The organism is Bradyrhizobium sp. ORS 278 (assembly GCF_000026145.1).
In the GTDB taxonomy this organism is placed as follows: domain Bacteria; phylum Pseudomonadota; class Alphaproteobacteria; order Rhizobiales; family Xanthobacteraceae; genus Bradyrhizobium.
In genome coordinates, this window is sequence record NC_009445.1 from 2401701 (window position 1) to 2419414 (window position 17714).

Consider the following 17714-nt stretch of genomic DNA (forward strand, 5'->3'; position numbering starts at 1 on the left):
TCGTGACGGCAGCCATCGTCGCCGCCGCGGTCGCGGGTATTGCGATCTATGACAGGCCGTCCGCCGAGCGGTCGCCGGCGATCGTAGGTGTCGTCCGGGCGACCGAGATCGCCATCGCCCCGGAAGTCAGCGGCCAACTCGCCTCGATCGAGGTGCACAAGGGCGCGCGCGTGCATGCCGGAGACGTGCTGGCGACGCTGTATGCGGTGGAGTTGACGGCCCAACTCGATCAGGCGCGCGCTGCGCTTGCTGCGGCGGTCGCGAACCGCGACCATGTCTACGCGGGCGTACGCCGCGAGCAGGTGGATTCGCTGAGGAGCGGGATCTCAAAGGCCAATGCTCGGCTGGATTACGTCCAGGCGCAGCTGGCGCGTACGAGCTCGCTGACGCGGCAGAATGTCGAATCGCTGCAGGCCCTCGATCAGGCACAACACGACGCCGATAGCGCCCTCATGGATGTCGCTCAAGCCCAGGCCAACTACGATGCGGCCGTGGCGGGACCGACGCCTCAGGAGCGTGCCATTTCCGATGCCCAGGTCCAGGCCGCGTCGGCGGCGGTCGCGGTCCTCGCACGCAAGCTCGACAAGATGGTGCTGCGCGCGCCGGCGGATGGCATCGTGAGTGTCGTTGTTGCCGAGGTGGGCGAGAACGTTCGTGCCGGGCAGCCCGTCCTCGCCGTCGAGGCCAGCGGCCAGGAATGGCTGTCGTTCAACGTCCGCGAGGACCACCTCGACGGACTGAGCGTTGGTACGAGCGTCAAGCTCGGCCGCGGCGGCATCCGGGACACCTTCGCCGGTTCGGTGACCGAGATCCGCCGACTCGGTCCGTTCGCGACCTGGCAGGCGCGACGGGTTGTCGGCGATCACGACCGGAACACGCTGAGGCTGCGGGTCGATCCTTCAGGCAGGGTGGCCGATCTGGAGCCTGGCATGACTGTCTGGATCGAGCGATGAGTCAGGTCTCCCACCGCCACCTATCTCGCCCGCGGCTGCTCGCTCCTGATGTCGCTGGGCGTCTTGTTGGTCCAGCGCTGGAACGCGCGCCGGAACGCCGCGCCATCGCTGAACCCGAGTGCGACCGCGATATCGTCGTTGTTAAGGGAGGTGCCGCGCAGATATTCCAGCGCCAGCCGGCCCCGCAACTCGTCGCGAAGAGTCCGGAACGACAGACCCTGGCGCTCGAGCGCCCGCCGCAGCGACCGCTCGTTCGAGCCAAGCTGACGCGCGACGGCCTCGAAGGAGGGCGGATTGGCAATGTCGCGCAGCAGAATCTCGCGGATCTGTCCGGCCACGCCTGCGCGCAATGTGATGTCGGCGAGCAGGGTGTTGCACAGGTCGAGCATGTGCGAGAACGTCGTCCGGTTGCCCAAGGTCGCCTTGGAGTCCAGCCACTCGCTCTTGAAGACGATCCGGTTGGCCGACTGCGAATAGCGGACCTCGCAACCGGCATCACCCGGGTCGATGTCGAAATCACCGCCCTTGCCGTAGGTCAGATCGATGGCTTCCGGAACAAAAGTCGTCCCCATGATGTCCCGCATGACGGAGATATGGATTCCAACCTGCTTCTCCAGCACGAAACGATAAAGGGGAGCGTCGTCCAGGATGTGGGCGTTGGGCTCGAATGTCCAGGTGGCCAAACCGTTCTGCTCCGTCAGCCCGACCGAGGCCAGCGGCGTGGCCAGTACGTGGTAGCGGATCGTGACATCCACGGCAGTCCGAAAGTCGGGGCTGCACATGATCGCATATCCATACATGCCGTAGGCCGAGACATGGACGGTTTTGCCAATCCGATAGGCAATGTGGGGATCGGCCGACAGCCTGATTGCGTTCCGATAGGCCGTGATCAGCTGACTGAGCGAAATCCGGGTGTTCGGCGAATGGACGTCATCAGGCTTCAGGCCGATGCCCTTCAAGGCGTCCGATGGTGAGTGACCCTCGTTCAGGAGCGCGTCGTAGACCGACGCCAGCTTCGTTGGGACGTAGAGCCGCTCGTGGAGCCCGACCACGGAGTCGTCCACCGCGCCGGTGCGGGCTGATCCGTTTCGACGCGACGACGTACTGGGCTGTTGCAACGGAAATTGCCCTCGCACTGAAACTGGCTGGCCGGCTCAGCCCGTCCCTGCTTCGTCGAGCGGAATGACCAGGCAACCGGCAAATTTATATGTCCGGAATGTTTCATAGTGGCGCGCTCTGCGACAATCAAGAAGGTATCATATGACATTCAGGATCAATGATGGCTGCTCTTCCAGGCAGCTGCCGCGCGCCTGGCCAGTGACCTCGACCAGGTCTGCCGAAATCAAACCGCCGCGCAGCTGATCAATGACAGAATTCGCTCGATGGTTGTGTGACGACGACGATGCCGGACAGAAGGCCATCGTGGGACGCGACAATCGCGCCGTCCGCACGGCCCGGCGTTTGCGTTGAAAGCCAGTACGCCAGAGCGGCGCTAACTCAGATTGCTAATCTCGGCTCAAGACTGACTTGTCCGGTTAGGTATGACAACTGACCGGAGCGAGCCTTCACATTGAACGTCGGCCAAAGTTATTTGCGCGGAGGATCAATCACTTTGCCGAAGCTTGAGAGTCCGCGAACATGCTTATGGAATATCGATCCGAGCGAGATGGAGCCGGCAGCATCAATCTCGCGCGGCGTCAGCTGGGTGATCGCCCGCGGGTGGCGACGAGCGAGGGACGGTGCTGGGACGGATTTTGGCTTGACGAGTATGGCCCGTTTCACGCCGGCCAGGGCGATCCAATGCCCCCGCGCGACCATCATGTCGTGCTGATCGCGCGCGATCACTCGTCCTATGTGCTGCAACAACGCGCCGGCCAGCGCTTCGAAAGTGCGTGCAGGCCTGGCGACGTGTCGATCGTTCCCGCCGGCCATGAAACGGTTTTTCGCGGTCGCCTGCCATCTCACCTGCGCATCGGCCTGTCGCCCGACCATCTGATCGAGATCGCAGATTCGTTGGGCCGGCGTGGCGTCTATGCGCGGCCCAAGCTGACGAACGTTTTTCGTACCCAGGATCCGGTGCTGAACCGTCTCGGCGAGATCTTCTCGGCCGAGCTGCGGCGTCCGTCGCATCCGACGCAGGATCTGCTGATGGAATCCGCCGTCACCGCGCTTTCGGCGCATCTGTTGCGCACCCACGCGGCCGTGACAGAGGCGCACGGCGATTTGGCAGGTAGCAATGTCGCAGCCATCCGGCGGGCGCTGGAGTTCATGCGGCAGCCATTGGACACGAAGATCACCTTGGCCGAGCTGGCTAATGCCTCCGGCATCAGTCGCTTCCACCTCAGCCGCATTTTCAAGAAGCACTTTGGCCTGTCGCCGATCGCCTACCTCGAGCGGACGCGCATCGAGCGGGCGAAGGACCTGATCCAGCGTGCCGAGATGTCGCTCGCCGACGTTGCGCAAACCGTCGGCTTTGCCGATCAGAGCCACTTCACGCGTCGCTTCAAGCACTACACGGGGCACACGCCCGGTGCCTATTCGCGCGAGCGCGCCCGGAAGCGGCTGCCGGTCTAGAGGTCACGCGCATCCTGATTGTCTCGTCCGCGGCGCCTCGCGCCGCGGAGTGCCACGCCTATTCCAGCCCAGACAAATCGCCAGAAAGAACTCGTGCCGATGAAGCCCGGACGTCTTGAAGAGATCGCACGCGCCGGCAAGCCGGCCGGATGCGGAATGACTGCCCGCAAACATGCCTTGCCGCAGGCAGGTCTCATCATGCTGAGCTTGTTGCTGGTCACGGCAGCGCATGGCGGCGTTCGGCAAGAGCCCCCGGCCGTCATGGCCGGAGATTCTGCCGAAAGCAGCAAGGCCTCGGAGCAGGAGGCATTGCAGGTTGAAATCGACCGGTTCAAGACCGCATCGATTTCTCTGCGCGAAGCGCTCTCGATCGCGCAGGAGCGGCAGGCCGGATCGCGGGCGGTGGATGCAGGTTTCGACGGCGAGACCGGTGCTCCGACCTATCAGGTCAGGATGGTCAAAGGAAACCGCCTTTGGGAGACCACCATCGATGCCCTGACCGGCAACACGATCAAGACCGCAGTCGTGTCGTCGCTCGATGATCTCGAAGCGCACGATCGCGAGCTGCTCGTCCGGCTCCGCAACGTTCGACCGGAGTTGCTGGACGGCATCGCCGTGGCAGAACGCGCCACCGGCGGCAAGGCCATCAGCGCTGGGCTGATGGTGGATAAAGGCCGGCTGCAATTCGTCATCGTGTGCGTCGACGGCAATGACCTCAAGCAGGTGTTGCTCGAACCGCCCGCAGCTGCCGCTGGCGTCAAGAGATAAGAGGGTGCTGTAGACCGGCGTCAGACGCTCGGTCGCGCAAGATCAGTCAAATCACAGCCGGGGCATGCAAGATGCGCGGAGCAACCCCTGCTTTATTATCAGTCTGCGATAGCGCTGCGAAAAATTGTCTCCGTTCGCAAGGCCCCGCATAGAGCTCGATCACATGTCCGAAGAGAAGCCTCAGATATTAGCTGTCCAGGGCGTGGAAAAGAGGACGCTGTCCTCAACAGCGCTGCTGGCGCTGACCTTGCTGACAGCCGGCCTGTTGTTTGTGCTGGTGCGGCAAGTGTCGCCGGTTCTGGCGCAGACGGCACCCCATCAGCCGCCTGACACGATGGCGGCGCGCGTCGAGGCCTGCACGCCGTGCCACGGCAACAAGGGCGAGGGCACCAGCGATATCTACTTCCCGCGGCTCGCCGGCAAGCCGTCCGGCTATCTCTACAATCAGCTGCTCGCGTTCCGCACCGGCCGGCGCAAATATCCGCCGATGAATTATCTGCTCGAGTTCCTGCCGAACGACTATCTGCAGGACATGGCGGACTATTTCGCCGGCCAGCGTCCGCCGCTGCCGCAGCCGGCCGCGACGGCGGTGAGTGATGAGATCCTGCGCCGCGGCGAGGTGCTGGTGACCGGCGGGGATGCAGCCTCACAGATCCCGGCCTGCGCCAGCTGTCACGGTCTGCAACTGACCGGCATGGAGCCGGGGATTCCCGGGCTGCTCGGCTTACGGCCCAATTATGTCAGCGCCCAGCTCGGCGCTTGGCGCTACGGCACCCGCACGGCGAAGTCGCCGGATTGCATGCAGCGGGTCGCGGCAAAACTGACCGAGGCCGATGTGACCGCGGTCGCGGCCTATCTCGCCACCCTGCCGGCATCGGAGAACGCGGCGCCGCTGCCGAAGGGCATCTACGTCCTACCGTTCGCCTGCGGCAGCGCGCCGAATTGAGGAGCAGGACCATGCGACCGATGCTCCGTTGTCTCTCGCTCATCATCGCGCTGCCGTTCACGGCGCCGGCTGTGCATGCGCAGTCCAGCGCGCCGAACGCGGGCGGCGACATCGTGGCGCGTGGCGAGTACCTGGCCCGCGCCGGCGACTGCATCGCCTGCCACACCGCGCCGGAGGGCCAGCCCTTCGCCGGCGGCCGCGCCATGAACACGCCATTCGGCGCGCTCTACACCTCCAACATCACGCCGGACCCGGCGACCGGCATCGGTCGATGGACCGCAGACGATTTCTACAAGACCATGCATACCGGGCGCTTCCCCGATGGCGGCCTGCTGTATCCCGCGATGCCCTTCGCCTCCTACACCAAGGTGACGCGCGCCGACAGCGATGCGATCTTCGCCTATCTGAAGTCGATCCCAGCCGTGAACCAGAAGAACCGCAGCCACGATCTGCGCTTTCCCTATGACAATCGCGAACTGATCCTGGGCTGGCGGACGCTGTTCTTCCGCGAAGGCGAGTTCAAGAGCGATCCGTCCAAATCGGCCGAGTGGAATCGCGGCGCCTATCTTGTGGAGGGCCTCGGTCATTGCGGCATGTGCCATTCGCCGATCAATGCGCTCGGCGGCAGCTCGCAGTCCGACGCGTTCAAGGGCGGGCTGATCCCGATGCAGAACTGGTACGCGCCCTCGCTGACGTCCAACCGCGAGGCCGGACTTGGCGATTGGAGCATCAAGGACATCACCGACCTCCTGCAGACCGGCGTGTCGAACCGCGGCGTGGTCTTCGGCCCGATGGCCGAGGTCGTCCACAACAGCCTGCAATATCTCACCGATGAGGATGCCCGTGCGATGGCCATCTACCTCAAGGGCATTGCCGAGCCGTCGTCGAAGGCGCCGCCGGCCTCAAACCTGCCGGGCAGCGAGAGCAGCCTGCTGATCAGCCTCGGCAAGACCGTCTATGACGCGCGCTGCGCCAGCTGCCACGGGACGAACGGGGAGGGCAGGCCGCCGCACTGGCCGCCGCTCGCCAACAACCAGTCGATCAACATGACATCCGCCGTCAATCCGATCCGCATGGTGCTGAACGGCGGCTATCCGCCGGGCACCAAGGGCAATCCGCGGCCGTATGGCATGCCCCCGTTCGCGGGCCTGCTGTCCGACAACGAGATTGCCGCCGTCGTCAGCTACATCCGCACGTCCTGGGGCAATCGCGGCACGCCCGTGAGCGCCCGTGACGCCAACGAGCTGCGCTCCGCACCGCTCGATTGAAGGTCCCCCATGCTGAATTCCGAATCGTCCGAGACCGGCGGCCCCGATGAGCAGGCCGTCCGCCACGCCGTCGCCGCCGGTCCGCACGGCGCGCTGACCATCGCGGGCATCGCCACCGCGATCGTGATCGGCCTGTGGCTGGCCTTCTACCTGTTCGTTTTCCTGCCCCGGGGAGCGCTGCAATGAGCATCGAGCAAAGCCGCGACGCCGCCGCGGTGGCCGCGCGGACCGAGCGCAACTGGGCGATGATCGCGATCGTCATCATCGTCGTGATGACGGGGCTCGCCGCCGGCGCCGGCCTGCATCGGGCGACCATGCCGCAGTCCCAGGTCCAGACCGTCGATCCCTCGCGCCTGCATCTCTCCGGCGAGTTCATCGAATCCAATCTCGGCACGGAGCTCGGCGCCGATGGCGCGGTGACCGTGCGCGCGATCGGCCAGCAATATTCCTTCACGCCGGCCTGCATCCTGGTGCCCACGGACACGCCGATCACCTTGCGCGCCACCAGCGCCGACGTCGTGCACGGCATCCTGGTCCAGGGCACCAACATCAACACCATGCTCGTGCCCGGTTACATCTCGGAGCAGCCCATGCGCTTCAGCAGGACCGGCGACTATTTGATGCCGTGCCAGGAGTTCTGCAGCTTCGGCCATGAGGGTATGTGGGGCAAGGTGAGGGTGATCGACAAGGCCGCGTTCGCCGAGCGTGCGAAGGGCGGTGGGAGGCTCAGCTGTGTTGGCGAATAGGAAGCTCGTTCTCGCGCATTTCTGGCTCGCGTTCGGGGTGTTCTCGTTGGCGCTGCTGCTCGGCGCCTGGCAGATGTTCATCCGCAGCCCGTTGCATACCTGGCTCTCGGATCCCGAGTGGTACTACCGCTCGCTGACGGCGCACGGCACCGTCATGGCCTACGTCTTCCCGACCCTGGTCGCGATGGGCTTCGGCTACGCGATCAGCGAGTCCGCGCTGTCGCAGCGGCTATTCGGCGCACGCTGGGCCTGGGCTGGCTTCGGCCTGGTCGCTGCCGGCGCGGTCACGGCGATGATTCCGGTGTCGCTTGGACGCGCCTCGGTGCTCTACACCTTCTATCCGCCATTGATCGGCAGCCCGTTCTACTACCTGGGCATCGTGCTGATCGTGGTCGGCTCCTGGATCTGGGTCGCGCTGATGGCGATCAATCTGCGGGTCTGGAAGAAGGCCAATCCAGGCGAGCCGGTGCCGCTGGCGATGTTCGCCAATGTCGCGGGCGCCTCGCTGTGGGCGTGGACGGCGGTGGGCGCCGCGCTCGAACTGCTGCTGCAGATCATTCCGGTGGCGCTCGGCTTCAAGTCCACCATCGACGCCGGGCTCTCGCGCATCTTCTTCTCCTGGACCCTACATGCGATCGTCTATTTCTGGCTGATCCCGAGCTACATCGCCTACTACACTATCGTGCCGCGCGCGATCGGCGGGTTGCTCTACAGCGACACCATGGCACGGATCTCCTTCATCCTGTTCCTGGTGGTGGCGATGCCGATCGGCGTCCATCACGTCTTCGCCGACCCGATGGTCGGCGCCGGCTTCAAGTTCATCCATTCCGCCTTCACCGCGCTGGTGGCGCTGCCGACCTTGTTGACGGTGTTCACGATCTGCGCCTCGGTCGAGATCGCCGCCCGTCTGCGCGGGGGCCGCGGCCTGTTCGGATGGGTGAAGGCGCTGCCCTGGGACAATCCGGTGATGCTGGCGGCGACGTTCTCCTTCGTCATGCTCGGCTTCGGAGGGGCCGGCGGGCTGATCAACATGAGCTACCAGCTCGACGCCTCCATCCACAACACCCAGTGGATCACCGGGCATTTCCACCTGATCTTTGGCGGCGCCATCGTCATCATGTATTTCGCCATCGCCTATGATCTGTGGCCGCATCTCACCGGGCGCCCGCTGGCCGATGTCAGGCTGATGCGATTGCAGCTCTGGCTGTGGACGGTCGGCATGGTGGTGACGACGTTCCCCTGGCACTATGTCGGCATCCTCGGCATGCCGCGCCGCATGGCCTATTTCGATTTCAGTCATCCGGCCTTGGCGCCCGAGGCGCTGTCGGTGATCATCTCGGTGATCGGTGCCTTGATCATCCTGGTCTCCGGAGCCTTGTTCCTGGTGATCCTGGCGCGGGGGCAGAGGACGCCGAAGCAGGACGCCGGGGCCTACCGGTTCAGCCGGGCCCTGCATCCGCCGACACGGCTGCCTGTCGTGCTCAACAGCCACGGGCTGTGGATCGCCCTGATGCTCGTGCTGACCATCACCAATTATGGCGTTCCGATCCTCAATCTGGCGGTGCGGTCCGACACCTCCGTGCCTGCCGTCTATGTGGGAGCGCAGCGATGAAAAGCTCCGAGATGCTGTCGCTGCGCAATCCCCATGTCCGGATCAGCGTCGGCGTGACGCTCGGGCTGTTGGTGTTGACGGCTCTGCTCGGCTTCATCGTGTTGCCCTATGCGCAGCGCGAGGCCGATCTCGCCGGCCTCTGGGATGTGATCTGCCGGGCAGCCGGACTGCCGCGCGACGCCGCGCCGGCGCCGGATCGGCCCGCGGCGGCGCCGACCTCGAAGGTCGTGCTGACCGCGGCGACCCTGGCAAAGCCCAGTCCGCAATCGATCGGCCGCGGTGCGACCTTGGCGCAGCGCTGCGCGATGTGCCACGGTCCGACCGGCATCAGCCGCGCCGACTTCCCGAACCTCGCCGGGCAATATGGCGCCGTGGTCTACAAGCAGCTGCAGGATTTCCGCTCCGGTGCGCGTGTCAACGCAGTGATGTCGCCATTCGCGGCCAATCTGTCCGACCAGGACATGGTCGATCTCGCGGCCTACTACGCCTATTTGCCGCGCCTGCCGGCCTATCACCCGGAGCCGCAGCAAATCCCGACGCGCATCGTGGTCTATGGCGCGCCGACCCGCGGCATCGCGCCGTGCGGCGCCTGCCATGGCAGCCTCGACAACAAGACCGGCAGCCCGTGGCTGGAAGGACAGTCGGCGGTCTATCTGAAAGCCCAGCTCGAGGCCTTTGCGTCCGGCCATCGCCGCAACGACATCAGCGCCCAGATGCGCAACATCGCGCGCGCGATGACACCGCAGGAGATCGAGGAGGCCGCAGGCTACTACGCCTCGCAGCCCGTCGAAACGATCAGAGCAGCCGAATAGGCCGGCCGCAAAGCGCTGCGGATGCACCACGAGGCTGCGGTGATGGCCGTGGCATGACAAGCGCCGCCACGTGCCCGACCTGAACCCGATCGAACAGGTCTTCGCGAAGCTCAAGCACCTTCTCCGCAAGGCCGCCGCGCGAATCGTCGACACGGTTTGTGCCGCAATTGCCGTCGCTCTCGAGGCCTTTTCGCAAAAGAATCTGCCAACTATCTCAAAACTTGGGATATCGAACTTAATCTCATCGCTTTAGGCGAAACGAATATGAAGATAGCTGCAAAGCTGTGAGAGTTGAATGCCGACGGCATAAGTTCGAGAACTTGGCAGATAGCCTTTGCTAGGCCTTCCAAATCACGGATTGCTCGTGACGGCGGATGAGGTCGGCGAGTGTTGCGAATCCGGCTGCGATGGATGCTGCGAACGCCATCACCGCTGGAGACTGCGGGCTGCCGGCCAGCCGGAGGATGCCGAGCGCGCGCTCCGGATGCGGCACGCGCAGCGGCAGCGCGGTGATCTCGCGGTCCCTGCGGTAGGCGAAGACGACACCGTGCGGCAGGATCGTCAACGCGTCGGTGCGCTTGAGATAGTTCATTGCGCTGGCCAGCGAGCCGCCCACGTAAGGCATGCTGACGCCCGTCGATCCGAACGACAGCAGCAGCGCGCGCATGTCGGCCTGCAGCGGGCTGTTCGGCGGCGGTGCGATCCAGGGGAAGTCCAGAATCTCCGGGCCCTTCAACTTGCGCTTCATCAGCAGCGGATGGGTGACGCGGCAGGCGACGACGTTGCGGCCGGGAAGGATCGATTGGAACTCGAGATCGTCGCCGTCGAGCACGTCGACCGGGCAGATGGCGAGATCGATGCGATCGGCGCGGATCGCCTCCTGCAGCTCCGGCATGTAGCCGTAGCTCTGGATCACGCGCACGTCGGGACGGGCGTTGTGGAATTCCGCGATCAGGCCGGAAATCAGGCCGTCCATGAAGAACGGTGTTCCGGCGACGCGTACGGTCCCGGCCAGCCCGTGGCGGAAGTTGTCGATCAGCTCGGACGCCTTGCGTGAGGCGAGCAGCATGGCCTGGCCGTGATCGGCGAGCGCCCGGCCGAATGGAGTCGGGCGCAACGGGCGGCGGCCTTTCACGAACAGCGGCTCGCCAAGCCGCTTCTCCAGCGCGGCCAGCGTGCGCGAGACCGCCGGCTGCGTCATGCCGAGCAGCGCGGCGCCTTCGGTCACGCCGCCGGCATTGATCACGGCGGCGAGTTGGACCAAGTGACGCTCGTCGATCTTCATAGCAATCTGCTATATTATCCCGCGCAAAAATCATCAACGCCCCTGGCGGGTCCTGCTACCGTTCCTCAAAACAGACGACGTTTCCGGGGAGGGACGATGCGGCAGGAGCTGCCCATCGATCGCATTGGCGGACGGCCGGGCGAGGCCATGGCGGAGCGCATCGCGCGGTCCGGCGACGACCGGCTTGCGACCGGCATGATCGCCATCGTCAGCCACATCCATCAGCTGATCCGCGACCTTCGTCCGACCCGGACCGAGTGGCGCGAGGCGATGGCGTTTCTCGCGGCCGTCGGCGAGGCCACGACCGACAACCGCCAGGAATGGGTGCTGCTGGCCGATCTCCTCGGCGCCACCGCGCTGGTGGAGGAGATCAACAGTCGCCGGCCCGTTGGCGCCACGCCGAACGCGCCGCGCGGACCATTTTATCGCGGCGATGCGCCACGCCGCGCCAATGGCGCGAACATCTGTCTCGACAGGATCGGGGAGCCGCTTGCGGTTCAGGGCAGGGTGGTCGATCTCGACGGGCATCCGATTGCCGGCGCCATTGTCGAGACCTGGCAGGCCAACGGGCAGGGCTTCTTCGAGAACCAGCAGCCGGACGAACAGCCGGACTGCAATCTGCGCGGTATCTTCACGACCGATGCTGATGGTGCGTTCCACTATCTCACGGTGAAGCCGGGGAGCTACGCGGTGCCGGTCGATGGTCCCGCGGGCCGGCTGCTCGGCCAGCTCGGCTGTCCGCTGCGGCGTCCGGCCAACATTCACTTCATCGTCTCCGCCAATGGCTTCGAGCCGATCACGACGCAGCTGTTCGATCGCGCTGATACGACCGAAGACGCGCTGCATTGCGTGAAGCCGAGCCTGCTCGCCGACTTCAAGCCGACGCGACGCAAGGACGTGCCCTGGAGCCTCACCTACACCTTCGTCATGGCGCGCGCGCCGAAGACGCGGAGCACCACATGACCAGCATACGGGCGTTCATCTTCCCGGGCATCCGCTCGCGCGTCGTGTTCGGCGCGGGTACGCTGTCGCAGCTCGTCCCCGAGATGGAGCGGCTCGGCCGCAAGCGTGCGTTGCTGTTGGCGACGCCGCAGCAACGCATGGACATCGATGCGCTCGCCGACCGGCTCGGCAGCGCGTCCGCCGGCGTGTTTGCCGGCGCTGTCATGCACACTCCGGTCGACGTTACGCGCGAGGCCGTGGCGGCCTACGCGCAGAGCGGGGCGGATTGCGTGATTGCGCTCGGCGGCGGCTCGTCGATTGGGCTCGGCAAGGCGATCGCGCTGCGCACCGGGGCCGATCAGATCGCCGTCCCGACCACCTATGCCGGCTCCGAGATGACCGACATCCTCGGCGAGACCAGCGGCGGCGAGAAGACCACCCGGCGCGATCCGGCGATCCTGCCGGAGACGGTGATCTACGACGTCGACCTGTCGCTGACCTTGCCGAAGGACATGACGGTCTCGTCGGGCCTGAACGCGATCGCGCATGCGGCCGAGGCGCTGTATGCGCCGGATCGCAATCCGATCCTGTCGCTGATGGCGGCTGATGCGATCAGGTCGTTTGCGACAGCCTTGCCCGCCGTGATCGCGAACCTCTCCGACAAGAACGCTCGCGCCGATGCGCTGTACGGCGCATGGCTGTGCGGCGCGACCCTTGGCGGCGCCTCGATGTCCTTGCATCACAAGCTCTGCCACACGCTGGGCGGCAGCTTCGACACGCCGCATGCGCAGACGCATGCGATCCTGCTGCCGCACACGATCGGCTTCAACGTGGCGGTCGCCGGCGATCTGCTGGCGCCGCTCTCCGCGGCCCTCGGCGGAGCAACGCCCGGCAAGGCGCTGCACCGTTTTGCGACGCAGCTCGGCGCGCCCACGCGGCTGAAGGATCTCGGCCTGACCGAACCCGATCTCGATCGGGCCGCCGCGATCGCGGTCAAGAACCCCTATGCCAATCCGCGGTCGTTCAGCCAGGCTGACATCCGCGCGCTGCTGCGGGACGCCTGGGCCGGCACAGAACCACCGCTCTAGAACGATCGTTGACTTAAAAAATATCAGGGAGAGAACGAGACATGATTACGCGACGAAGGCTTCTCGAAACGGCCGCCGCGGGCGGCCTGCTGACGGCGACTGATACGATCTTCAAGCCCGCGCTCGCGGCCGGGAAGGCGGCCAAGATCGGCTATGTCAGCCCGCAGAGCGGCCCGCTCGCGGCCTTCGCCGAGGCCGACAAGTTCATCATCGACGGCTTCAACGCCGCTGCGAAGGCGGCCGGCCTCCAGGTTCAGGTCGTCGTCAAGGACAGCCAGTCGAATCCGAACCGCGCGGCCGAGGTCGCCAAGGAGCTGATCGTCAGCGACAAGGTCAATCTGATGCTCGTCGCCTCGACGCCGGAGACGACCAATCCGGTGTCGACGACCTGCGAGTCCGAAGGTCTGCCGTGCATCTCGACCGTCGCGCCGTGGCAGCCCTGGTTCATCGGCCAGCAGGGCAACCCAGGCGATCCCGCCTCTTGGAAGCCGTTCAGCTCCAGCTATCACTTCTTCTGGGGCCTGGAGGACGTCATCGCCGTCTTCACCAACATGTGGGCGCAGCTGTCGACCAACAAACAAGTGGGCGGTCTCTTCCCGAATGACGGCGACGGCAACGCCTGGGGAGATCCGAAGGTCGGCTTCCCGCCGGTGCTGACCGAGAAGGGCTACAGACTGATCGATCCCGGCCGCTACCAGAACCTGTCGGATGATTTCTCCGCGCAGATCAACGCATTTAAGACCGGCAATATTGAGATCGTCACGGGCGTGATGATCCCGCCGGATTTCACCACCTTCTGGAACCAGGCCAAGCAGAAGGGCTTTGCGCCGAAGATCGCCTCGATCGGCAAGGCGCTGCTGTTCCCGCAAGCCGTGGAGGCGCTCGGCAAGCAGGGGCACAATCTGTCTTCCGAAGTGTGGTGGACGCCGAGCCATCCGTTCAAATCGTCGCTGACAGGCGCCTCGGCGAAGGAGCTTGCCGACGGCTTCACCGCCGCGACGAAGCGGCCGTGGACGCAGCCGATCGGCTTCGTGCACGCCCTGTTCGAGATTGCAGCCGATGTGCTGAAGCGCGTCGACGATCCGAGCAATGCCGACAAGGTGACGGCCGCGGTCGCGGCGACCAAGCTCGACACTATTGTGGGTCCGATCGCGTGGAACGGCGCCAAGCTGCCGCCGTTCGCCGCGAAGAACGTCTGCAAGACGCCGCTGGTTGGCGGCCAGTGGCGGCTCAAGGAGGGCGGCGGCTACGACCTCGTCATCACCGACAACAAGACGGCGCCCAACATTCCCGCTGGCGGGAAGATCGAGCCGATCGCCTGACGCGTGATGAGCGGAGCAGCCGGCGTGCCCATCCTCGAACTCGATCATGTCGCCAAGCGCTTCGGCGCGTTGAAGGTCACGGATGACGTGACCTTCGACGTCGCGCCGGGCGAGGCGCTCGGCATCATCGGTCCGAACGGCGCCGGCAAGTCGACGCTGTTCAACCTGATCACGGGCAATCTGCGCGTCGATGCGGGCCGCGTGGCGTTCGACGGTGTCGACGTCACGCGGATGCCGCCGATGGCGCGCTGCCATGCGGGCGTGGGGCGCACCTTCCAGATCCCGCAGCCGTTCGAGAAGCTGACCGTGTTCGAGAACCTCGTGGTGGCCGCGAGCATGGGATCGCGCAAGGCGGAATCCGAGGTCACCGATCGCTGCGCCGACATCCTGGTCAAGACCGGCCTGATCGACCGCGCCAACACGCTGGCCGGCGGGCTCGGCCTCCTGCAGCGCAAGCGGCTCGAGCTGGCGCGCGCGCTCGCCACCGATCCGAAGCTGCTGCTGCTCGACGAGATCGCCGGCGGTCTCACCGAGGCCGAATGCCGCTCGCTGGTCGAGACGATCAGCGGCATTCACGGCTCGGGCGTCACCATCGTCTGGATCGAGCACGTGCTGCATGCACTGAACGCCGTGGTGCAGCGGCTACTCGTGCTCAATTTCGGCAAGGTCATCGGCATCGGCAAGCCCGAGGAGATCATGGCCTCGAGCGCGGTGCGCGAGATCTATCTGGGGATCGAGGTCTGATGGCGCTGCTCGAAATTCAGGGGCTGACCGCCTTCTACCGCGACTTCCAGGCGCTGTTCGGCGTCGACCTCATGCTTGAGGCGGGCGAGACGATTGCGATCGTCGGCGCCAACGGCGCCGGCAAGTCGACTTTGATGCGCTCGATCTCCGGCGTGCTGCGCAACGGCGCCGATCAGATCGTGTTCGACGGACGTCCGATCGGCGCGCTCGCTGCGCCTGACGTCGTGGCGCTCGGCGTCGCGATGGTGCCGGAGGGACGAAAACTGTTTCCCTCGCTGTCGGTGGAAGAGAACCTGCTGATCGGACGCTACGGCCGCGCGACGCCGGGACCGTGGTCGCTCGAGACGATCTACCGGCTGTTCCCGGTGCTGAAGGAGCGGCGCCACACCCCGGGCACCGCGCTGTCCGGCGGCCAGCAGCAGATGGTGGCGATCGGACGGGCACTGATGTCGAACCCGCGCGTGCTGCTGTGCGATGAGCTGAGCCTCGGCCTCGCGCCGATCATCATCAAGGATATCTATGCGGCGTTCCCGGAGATCCGCGCCAGCGGCGCCTCGATCGTCATCGTCGAGCAGGACATCGGCCAGGCGATGAAGGTCGCCGATCGGCTGTACTGCATGATGGAGGGCCGCGTGACCCTGAGCGGCCGGCCTGCCGAGCTCAGCCGCGAGGCGATCCACGCGGCGTATTTCGGAGCACACGCATGAGCTGGGCAGACACCATCCTGCAGGGCGTGCTGCTCGGCGGCCTCTACGCGTTGTTCGCTGCAGGTCTTTCGCTGGTGTTCGGCATCATGCGGCTGGTGAACCTCGCGCATGGCGATTTGATCGTGCTCGCGGCCTATCTGATCCTGGTACTGGTCAGCGGTCTCGGCCTGCATCCGTTCGTGGCTGTGCTGATCGCGATGCCGCTGATGTTCGGCATCGGTTGGCTGCTGCAAGCCTATGTCCTCAACCGGACGCTCGGTCCGGATATCCTGCCGCCGCTGCTAGTGACCTTCGGGCTCTCGGTGGTGCTGCAGAACGGGCTGTTGCAGGCGTACTCCGCCGACAGCCGCCGCATTCCCTCTGGCTCTCTGGAAACCGCGTCGGTCGCGCTGGGTCCGTTCAACATCGGCGTCATGCCGATGCTGACCTTCGCCTCGGCGGTCGCCGTGATCCTGATCCTCAACCGCGTGCTCTACGGCACCGAGCTCGGCCGCGCCTTCCGCGCCACGTCGGATGATGCCGTCACCGCCGGACTGATGGGCATCCGGCCCAACCGGACCTTCGCGGTGGCGACCGGCATCGCCATGGCGATCGTCGCGATCGCCGCAGTGTTTCTCGGTACCCGCGCCAATTTCGATCCGACCATCGGTCCGGCACGCCTGATCTATGCGTTCGAGGCGGTGATCATGGGCGGGCTCGGCTCGCTCTGGGGCACGCTGGCCGGCGGCGTCGTGCTGGGCGTGGCGCAGACGGTCGGCGGCGCGATCAATCCGGAATGGCAGATCCTGGCCGGTCACATCGCGTTCGTGCTGGTGCTGCTGGTCCGTCCGCGCGGCTTCTTCCCGCGCGCGGTCGATTGAGGGGCAGGGCGATGCACAGACGATCCATCCCCTGGCGTGTCGAGACGAGGACCAAGGCCTCGATTGTGTTTGCCGTGATCGCGGCGCTCATCGTCGTGGCCGGCGTGATCGCGCCGGCCTATCTGCCGCGCTCGACCTTGCAGGACCTGTTCTTCATCCTGACCATGCTGGTGCTGGCGCAGAGCTGGAATCTGCTCGCGGGCTATGCCGGTCTCGTCTCCGTCGGCCAGCAGGCCTTCGTCGGCCTCGGCGCCTACGCGATGTTCGCGGGCGTCGTGCTGCTGAAGCTCGATCCGCTGGTCTCAGTCCTGCTCGGCGGCGCCGCCGCCGCACTGCTCGCCATTCCCGCCGGCTTTTTCGCCTTCCGTCTGCAGGGCGCTTACTTCGCGATCGGCACCTGGGTGGTCGCGGAGATCGTGCGACTGCTCGTCGCGCAGTGGAAGACGCTCGGCGGCGGCACTGGCACCTCGCTGCCGGGCGCGGCGACTCGCGCGATGTTCGGCACCGATGTCGTGCAGCGTCTGCTCGGCGTGCGGCCGGCGCAGGCGGTCGACATCATCTGCTACTGGCTGGCGCTGCTGCTTGCGGTCGCGACGATCTTCACGGTGTATCGCCTGTTGCGCTCGCGCCATGGTCTCGCGCTCGCCTCCGTGCGCGACAATCAGGAGGCGGCGCGCGCCATCGGTGTCGATGCGCGGCGGCTGAAGGCGATGGTCTATCTGACCAGCGCCGCGCTGACCGGGCTCGTCGGCGCGCTGATCTATGTGCAGAAGGCGCGGATCTCGCCGGACGCGGCGTTCTCGGTGATCGACTGGACGGCCTACGTCATCTTCATCGTGGTGATCGGCGGCATCGGCACCATCGAGGGGCCGATCGTCGGCGTCCTGATCTTCTTCGGCCTGCAGAAGCTGCTGGCCGATTTCGGCTCATTGTATCTGCTCGCGCTCGGCCTGATCGGTATCGTCATCATGCTGTTCGCGCCGCAAGGGTTATGGGGCCTGTTCGCAAGCCGGACCGGCATCCAGCTGCTGCCGGTCCGCCGCCTGCTGCGCGGCGGATCAATCGACAACTGACAAGACGACAAACG

General features: G+C 65.6%; 18 protein-coding genes and 1 pseudogene. 17 read left to right on the forward strand and 2 right to left on the reverse strand.

What is annotated here, in order from left to right:
• Positions 1 to 2: 2 nt before the first annotated feature.
• Positions 3 to 953: an HlyD family secretion protein gene (locus BRADO_RS10555; protein WP_244423010.1), complete on the forward strand. Its 951-nt coding sequence runs from the start codon at positions 3 to 5 to the stop codon at positions 951 to 953.
• Positions 954 to 973: 20 nt separating this feature from the next.
• On the opposite strand, the gene BRADO_RS10560 is transcribed toward BRADO_RS10555, so the two are convergent.
• Positions 974 to 2089, reverse strand: a complete 1116-nt coding sequence (locus BRADO_RS10560; protein WP_011925307.1) for an AraC family transcriptional regulator — start codon at positions 2087 to 2089, stop codon at positions 974 to 976.
• A gap of 688 nt (positions 2090 to 2777) precedes the next feature.
• Between BRADO_RS10560 and BRADO_RS10565 the strand changes: the two genes are divergently transcribed.
• From BRADO_RS10565 to BRADO_RS36000, 9 genes and pseudogenes are all read left to right on the forward strand, one after another.
• Entirely contained in the window at positions 2778 to 3527 is a 750-nt protein-coding gene (locus tag BRADO_RS10565) for an AraC family transcriptional regulator (RefSeq protein ID WP_197535380.1), read from the forward strand.
• 99 nt (positions 3528 to 3626) lie between these two features.
• Positions 3627 to 4295 (forward strand): PepSY domain-containing protein, encoded by a 669-nt coding sequence (locus BRADO_RS10570; RefSeq protein WP_050780988.1) that lies wholly within the window; start codon positions 3627 to 3629, stop codon positions 4293 to 4295.
• 163 nt (positions 4296 to 4458) lie between these two features.
• Positions 4459 to 5241 (forward strand): c-type cytochrome, encoded by a 783-nt coding sequence (locus BRADO_RS10575; RefSeq protein WP_083794856.1) that lies wholly within the window; start codon positions 4459 to 4461, stop codon positions 5239 to 5241.
• A gap of 20 nt (positions 5242 to 5261) precedes the next feature.
• Positions 5262 to 6509, forward strand: coding sequence for a cytochrome c (locus BRADO_RS10580; protein WP_011925311.1), 1248 nt, complete (start codon positions 5262 to 5264; stop codon positions 6507 to 6509).
• 9 nt (positions 6510 to 6518) lie between these two features.
• Positions 6519 to 6695 (forward strand): hypothetical protein, encoded by a 177-nt coding sequence (locus BRADO_RS35395; protein WP_011925312.1) that lies wholly within the window; start codon positions 6519 to 6521, stop codon positions 6693 to 6695.
• Positions 6692 to 7255 (forward strand): cytochrome c oxidase subunit II, encoded by a 564-nt coding sequence (locus tag BRADO_RS10590; RefSeq protein WP_011925313.1) that lies wholly within the window; start codon positions 6692 to 6694, stop codon positions 7253 to 7255. The genes BRADO_RS35395 and BRADO_RS10590 overlap by 4 nt, the downstream gene beginning before the upstream one ends.
• Positions 7242 to 8867: a b(o/a)3-type cytochrome-c oxidase subunit 1 gene (locus BRADO_RS10595; protein ID WP_011925314.1), complete on the forward strand. Its 1626-nt coding sequence runs from the start codon at positions 7242 to 7244 to the stop codon at positions 8865 to 8867. Before BRADO_RS10590 ends, BRADO_RS10595 begins: the two co-directional genes overlap by 14 nt.
• Complete coding sequence (locus tag BRADO_RS10600) at positions 8864 to 9679, forward strand: cytochrome c (RefSeq protein ID WP_011925315.1); 816 nt, start codon at positions 8864 to 8866, stop codon at positions 9677 to 9679. The genes BRADO_RS10595 and BRADO_RS10600 overlap by 4 nt, the downstream gene beginning before the upstream one ends.
• 73 nt (positions 9680 to 9752) lie before the next feature.
• Positions 9753 to 9932 (forward strand): annotated as a pseudogene (locus tag BRADO_RS36000) (hypothetical protein); the annotation flags it as partial.
• 84 nt (positions 9933 to 10016) lie between these two features.
• Here BRADO_RS36000 and BRADO_RS10610 read toward each other — a convergent pair.
• Positions 10017 to 10964: a LysR family transcriptional regulator gene (locus BRADO_RS10610; RefSeq protein WP_011925317.1), complete on the reverse strand. Its 948-nt coding sequence runs from the start codon at positions 10962 to 10964 to the stop codon at positions 10017 to 10019.
• A 147-nt stretch (positions 10965 to 11111) separates the two neighbouring features.
• On the opposite strand from BRADO_RS10610, the gene BRADO_RS10615 reads away from it, so the two are divergent.
• The 7 genes from BRADO_RS10615 to BRADO_RS10645 are packed head-to-tail and all read left to right on the forward strand — an operon-like array spanning position 11112 to position 17700.
• On the forward strand, positions 11112 to 11927 hold the full coding sequence (locus tag BRADO_RS10615) for a dioxygenase (RefSeq protein ID WP_011925318.1): 816 nt from the start codon (positions 11112 to 11114) through the stop codon (positions 11925 to 11927).
• Complete coding sequence (locus BRADO_RS10620; RefSeq protein WP_011925319.1) at positions 11924 to 12994, forward strand: maleylacetate reductase; 1071 nt, start codon at positions 11924 to 11926, stop codon at positions 12992 to 12994. The genes BRADO_RS10615 and BRADO_RS10620 overlap by 4 nt, the downstream gene beginning before the upstream one ends.
• A 41-nt stretch (positions 12995 to 13035) precedes the next feature.
• The gene (locus BRADO_RS10625; protein WP_011925320.1) at positions 13036 to 14316 is read left to right on the forward strand and encodes an ABC transporter substrate-binding protein; all 1281 of its coding nucleotides are present in this window, start codon (positions 13036 to 13038) and stop codon (positions 14314 to 14316) included.
• Positions 14317 to 14340: 24 nt separating this feature from the next.
• A complete protein-coding gene (locus tag BRADO_RS10630) occupies positions 14341 to 15060 on the forward strand; it encodes an ABC transporter ATP-binding protein (RefSeq protein ID WP_041757432.1) in 720 nt (239 codons plus the stop codon).
• Positions 15060 to 15767, forward strand: coding sequence for an ABC transporter ATP-binding protein (locus BRADO_RS10635; RefSeq protein ID WP_011925322.1), 708 nt, complete (start codon positions 15060 to 15062; stop codon positions 15765 to 15767). Before BRADO_RS10630 ends, BRADO_RS10635 begins: the two co-directional genes overlap by 1 nt.
• The gene (locus BRADO_RS10640; RefSeq protein WP_011925323.1) at positions 15764 to 16627 is read left to right on the forward strand and encodes a branched-chain amino acid ABC transporter permease; all 864 of its coding nucleotides are present in this window, start codon (positions 15764 to 15766) and stop codon (positions 16625 to 16627) included. Before BRADO_RS10635 ends, BRADO_RS10640 begins: the two co-directional genes overlap by 4 nt.
• 11 nt (positions 16628 to 16638) lie before the next feature.
• Positions 16639 to 17700 carry a branched-chain amino acid ABC transporter permease gene (locus tag BRADO_RS10645; protein WP_011925324.1) on the forward strand — a complete coding sequence of 354 codons (1062 nt, stop codon included), beginning with the start codon at positions 16639 to 16641 and terminating at the stop codon, positions 17698 to 17700.
• The last annotated feature ends 14 nt before the right edge of the window (positions 17701 to 17714 follow it).

Excerpts from the sequence above, each read along its gene's own strand:
- BRADO_RS10570 (WP_050780988.1), top strand. The coding sequence starts at position 3,627 with ATGAAGCCCGGACGTCTTGAAGAGATCGCACGCGCCGGCAAGCCGGCC.
- BRADO_RS10575 (WP_083794856.1), top strand. The coding sequence starts at position 4,459 with ATGTCCGAAGAGAAGCCTCAGATATTAGCTGTCCAGGGCGTGGAAAAG.
- BRADO_RS10580 (WP_011925311.1), top strand. The coding sequence starts at position 5,262 with ATGCTCCGTTGTCTCTCGCTCATCATCGCGCTGCCGTTCACGGCGCCG.
- BRADO_RS35395 (WP_011925312.1), top strand. The coding sequence starts at position 6,519 with ATGCTGAATTCCGAATCGTCCGAGACCGGCGGCCCCGATGAGCAGGCC.
- BRADO_RS10590 (WP_011925313.1), top strand. The coding sequence starts at position 6,692 with ATGAGCATCGAGCAAAGCCGCGACGCCGCCGCGGTGGCCGCGCGGACC.
- BRADO_RS10600 (WP_011925315.1), top strand. The coding sequence starts at position 8,864 with ATGAAAAGCTCCGAGATGCTGTCGCTGCGCAATCCCCATGTCCGGATC.
- BRADO_RS10610 (WP_011925317.1), bottom strand. The coding sequence starts at position 10,964 with ATGAAGATCGACGAGCGTCACTTGGTCCAACTCGCCGCCGTGATCAAT.
- BRADO_RS10615 (WP_011925318.1), top strand. The coding sequence starts at position 11,112 with ATGGCGGAGCGCATCGCGCGGTCCGGCGACGACCGGCTTGCGACCGGC.
- BRADO_RS10620 (WP_011925319.1), top strand. The coding sequence starts at position 11,924 with ATGACCAGCATACGGGCGTTCATCTTCCCGGGCATCCGCTCGCGCGTC.
- BRADO_RS10625 (WP_011925320.1), top strand. The coding sequence starts at position 13,036 with ATGATTACGCGACGAAGGCTTCTCGAAACGGCCGCCGCGGGCGGCCTG.
- BRADO_RS10635 (WP_011925322.1), top strand. The coding sequence starts at position 15,060 with ATGGCGCTGCTCGAAATTCAGGGGCTGACCGCCTTCTACCGCGACTTC.
- BRADO_RS10640 (WP_011925323.1), top strand. The coding sequence starts at position 15,764 with ATGAGCTGGGCAGACACCATCCTGCAGGGCGTGCTGCTCGGCGGCCTC.
- BRADO_RS10645 (WP_011925324.1), top strand. The coding sequence starts at position 16,639 with ATGCACAGACGATCCATCCCCTGGCGTGTCGAGACGAGGACCAAGGCC.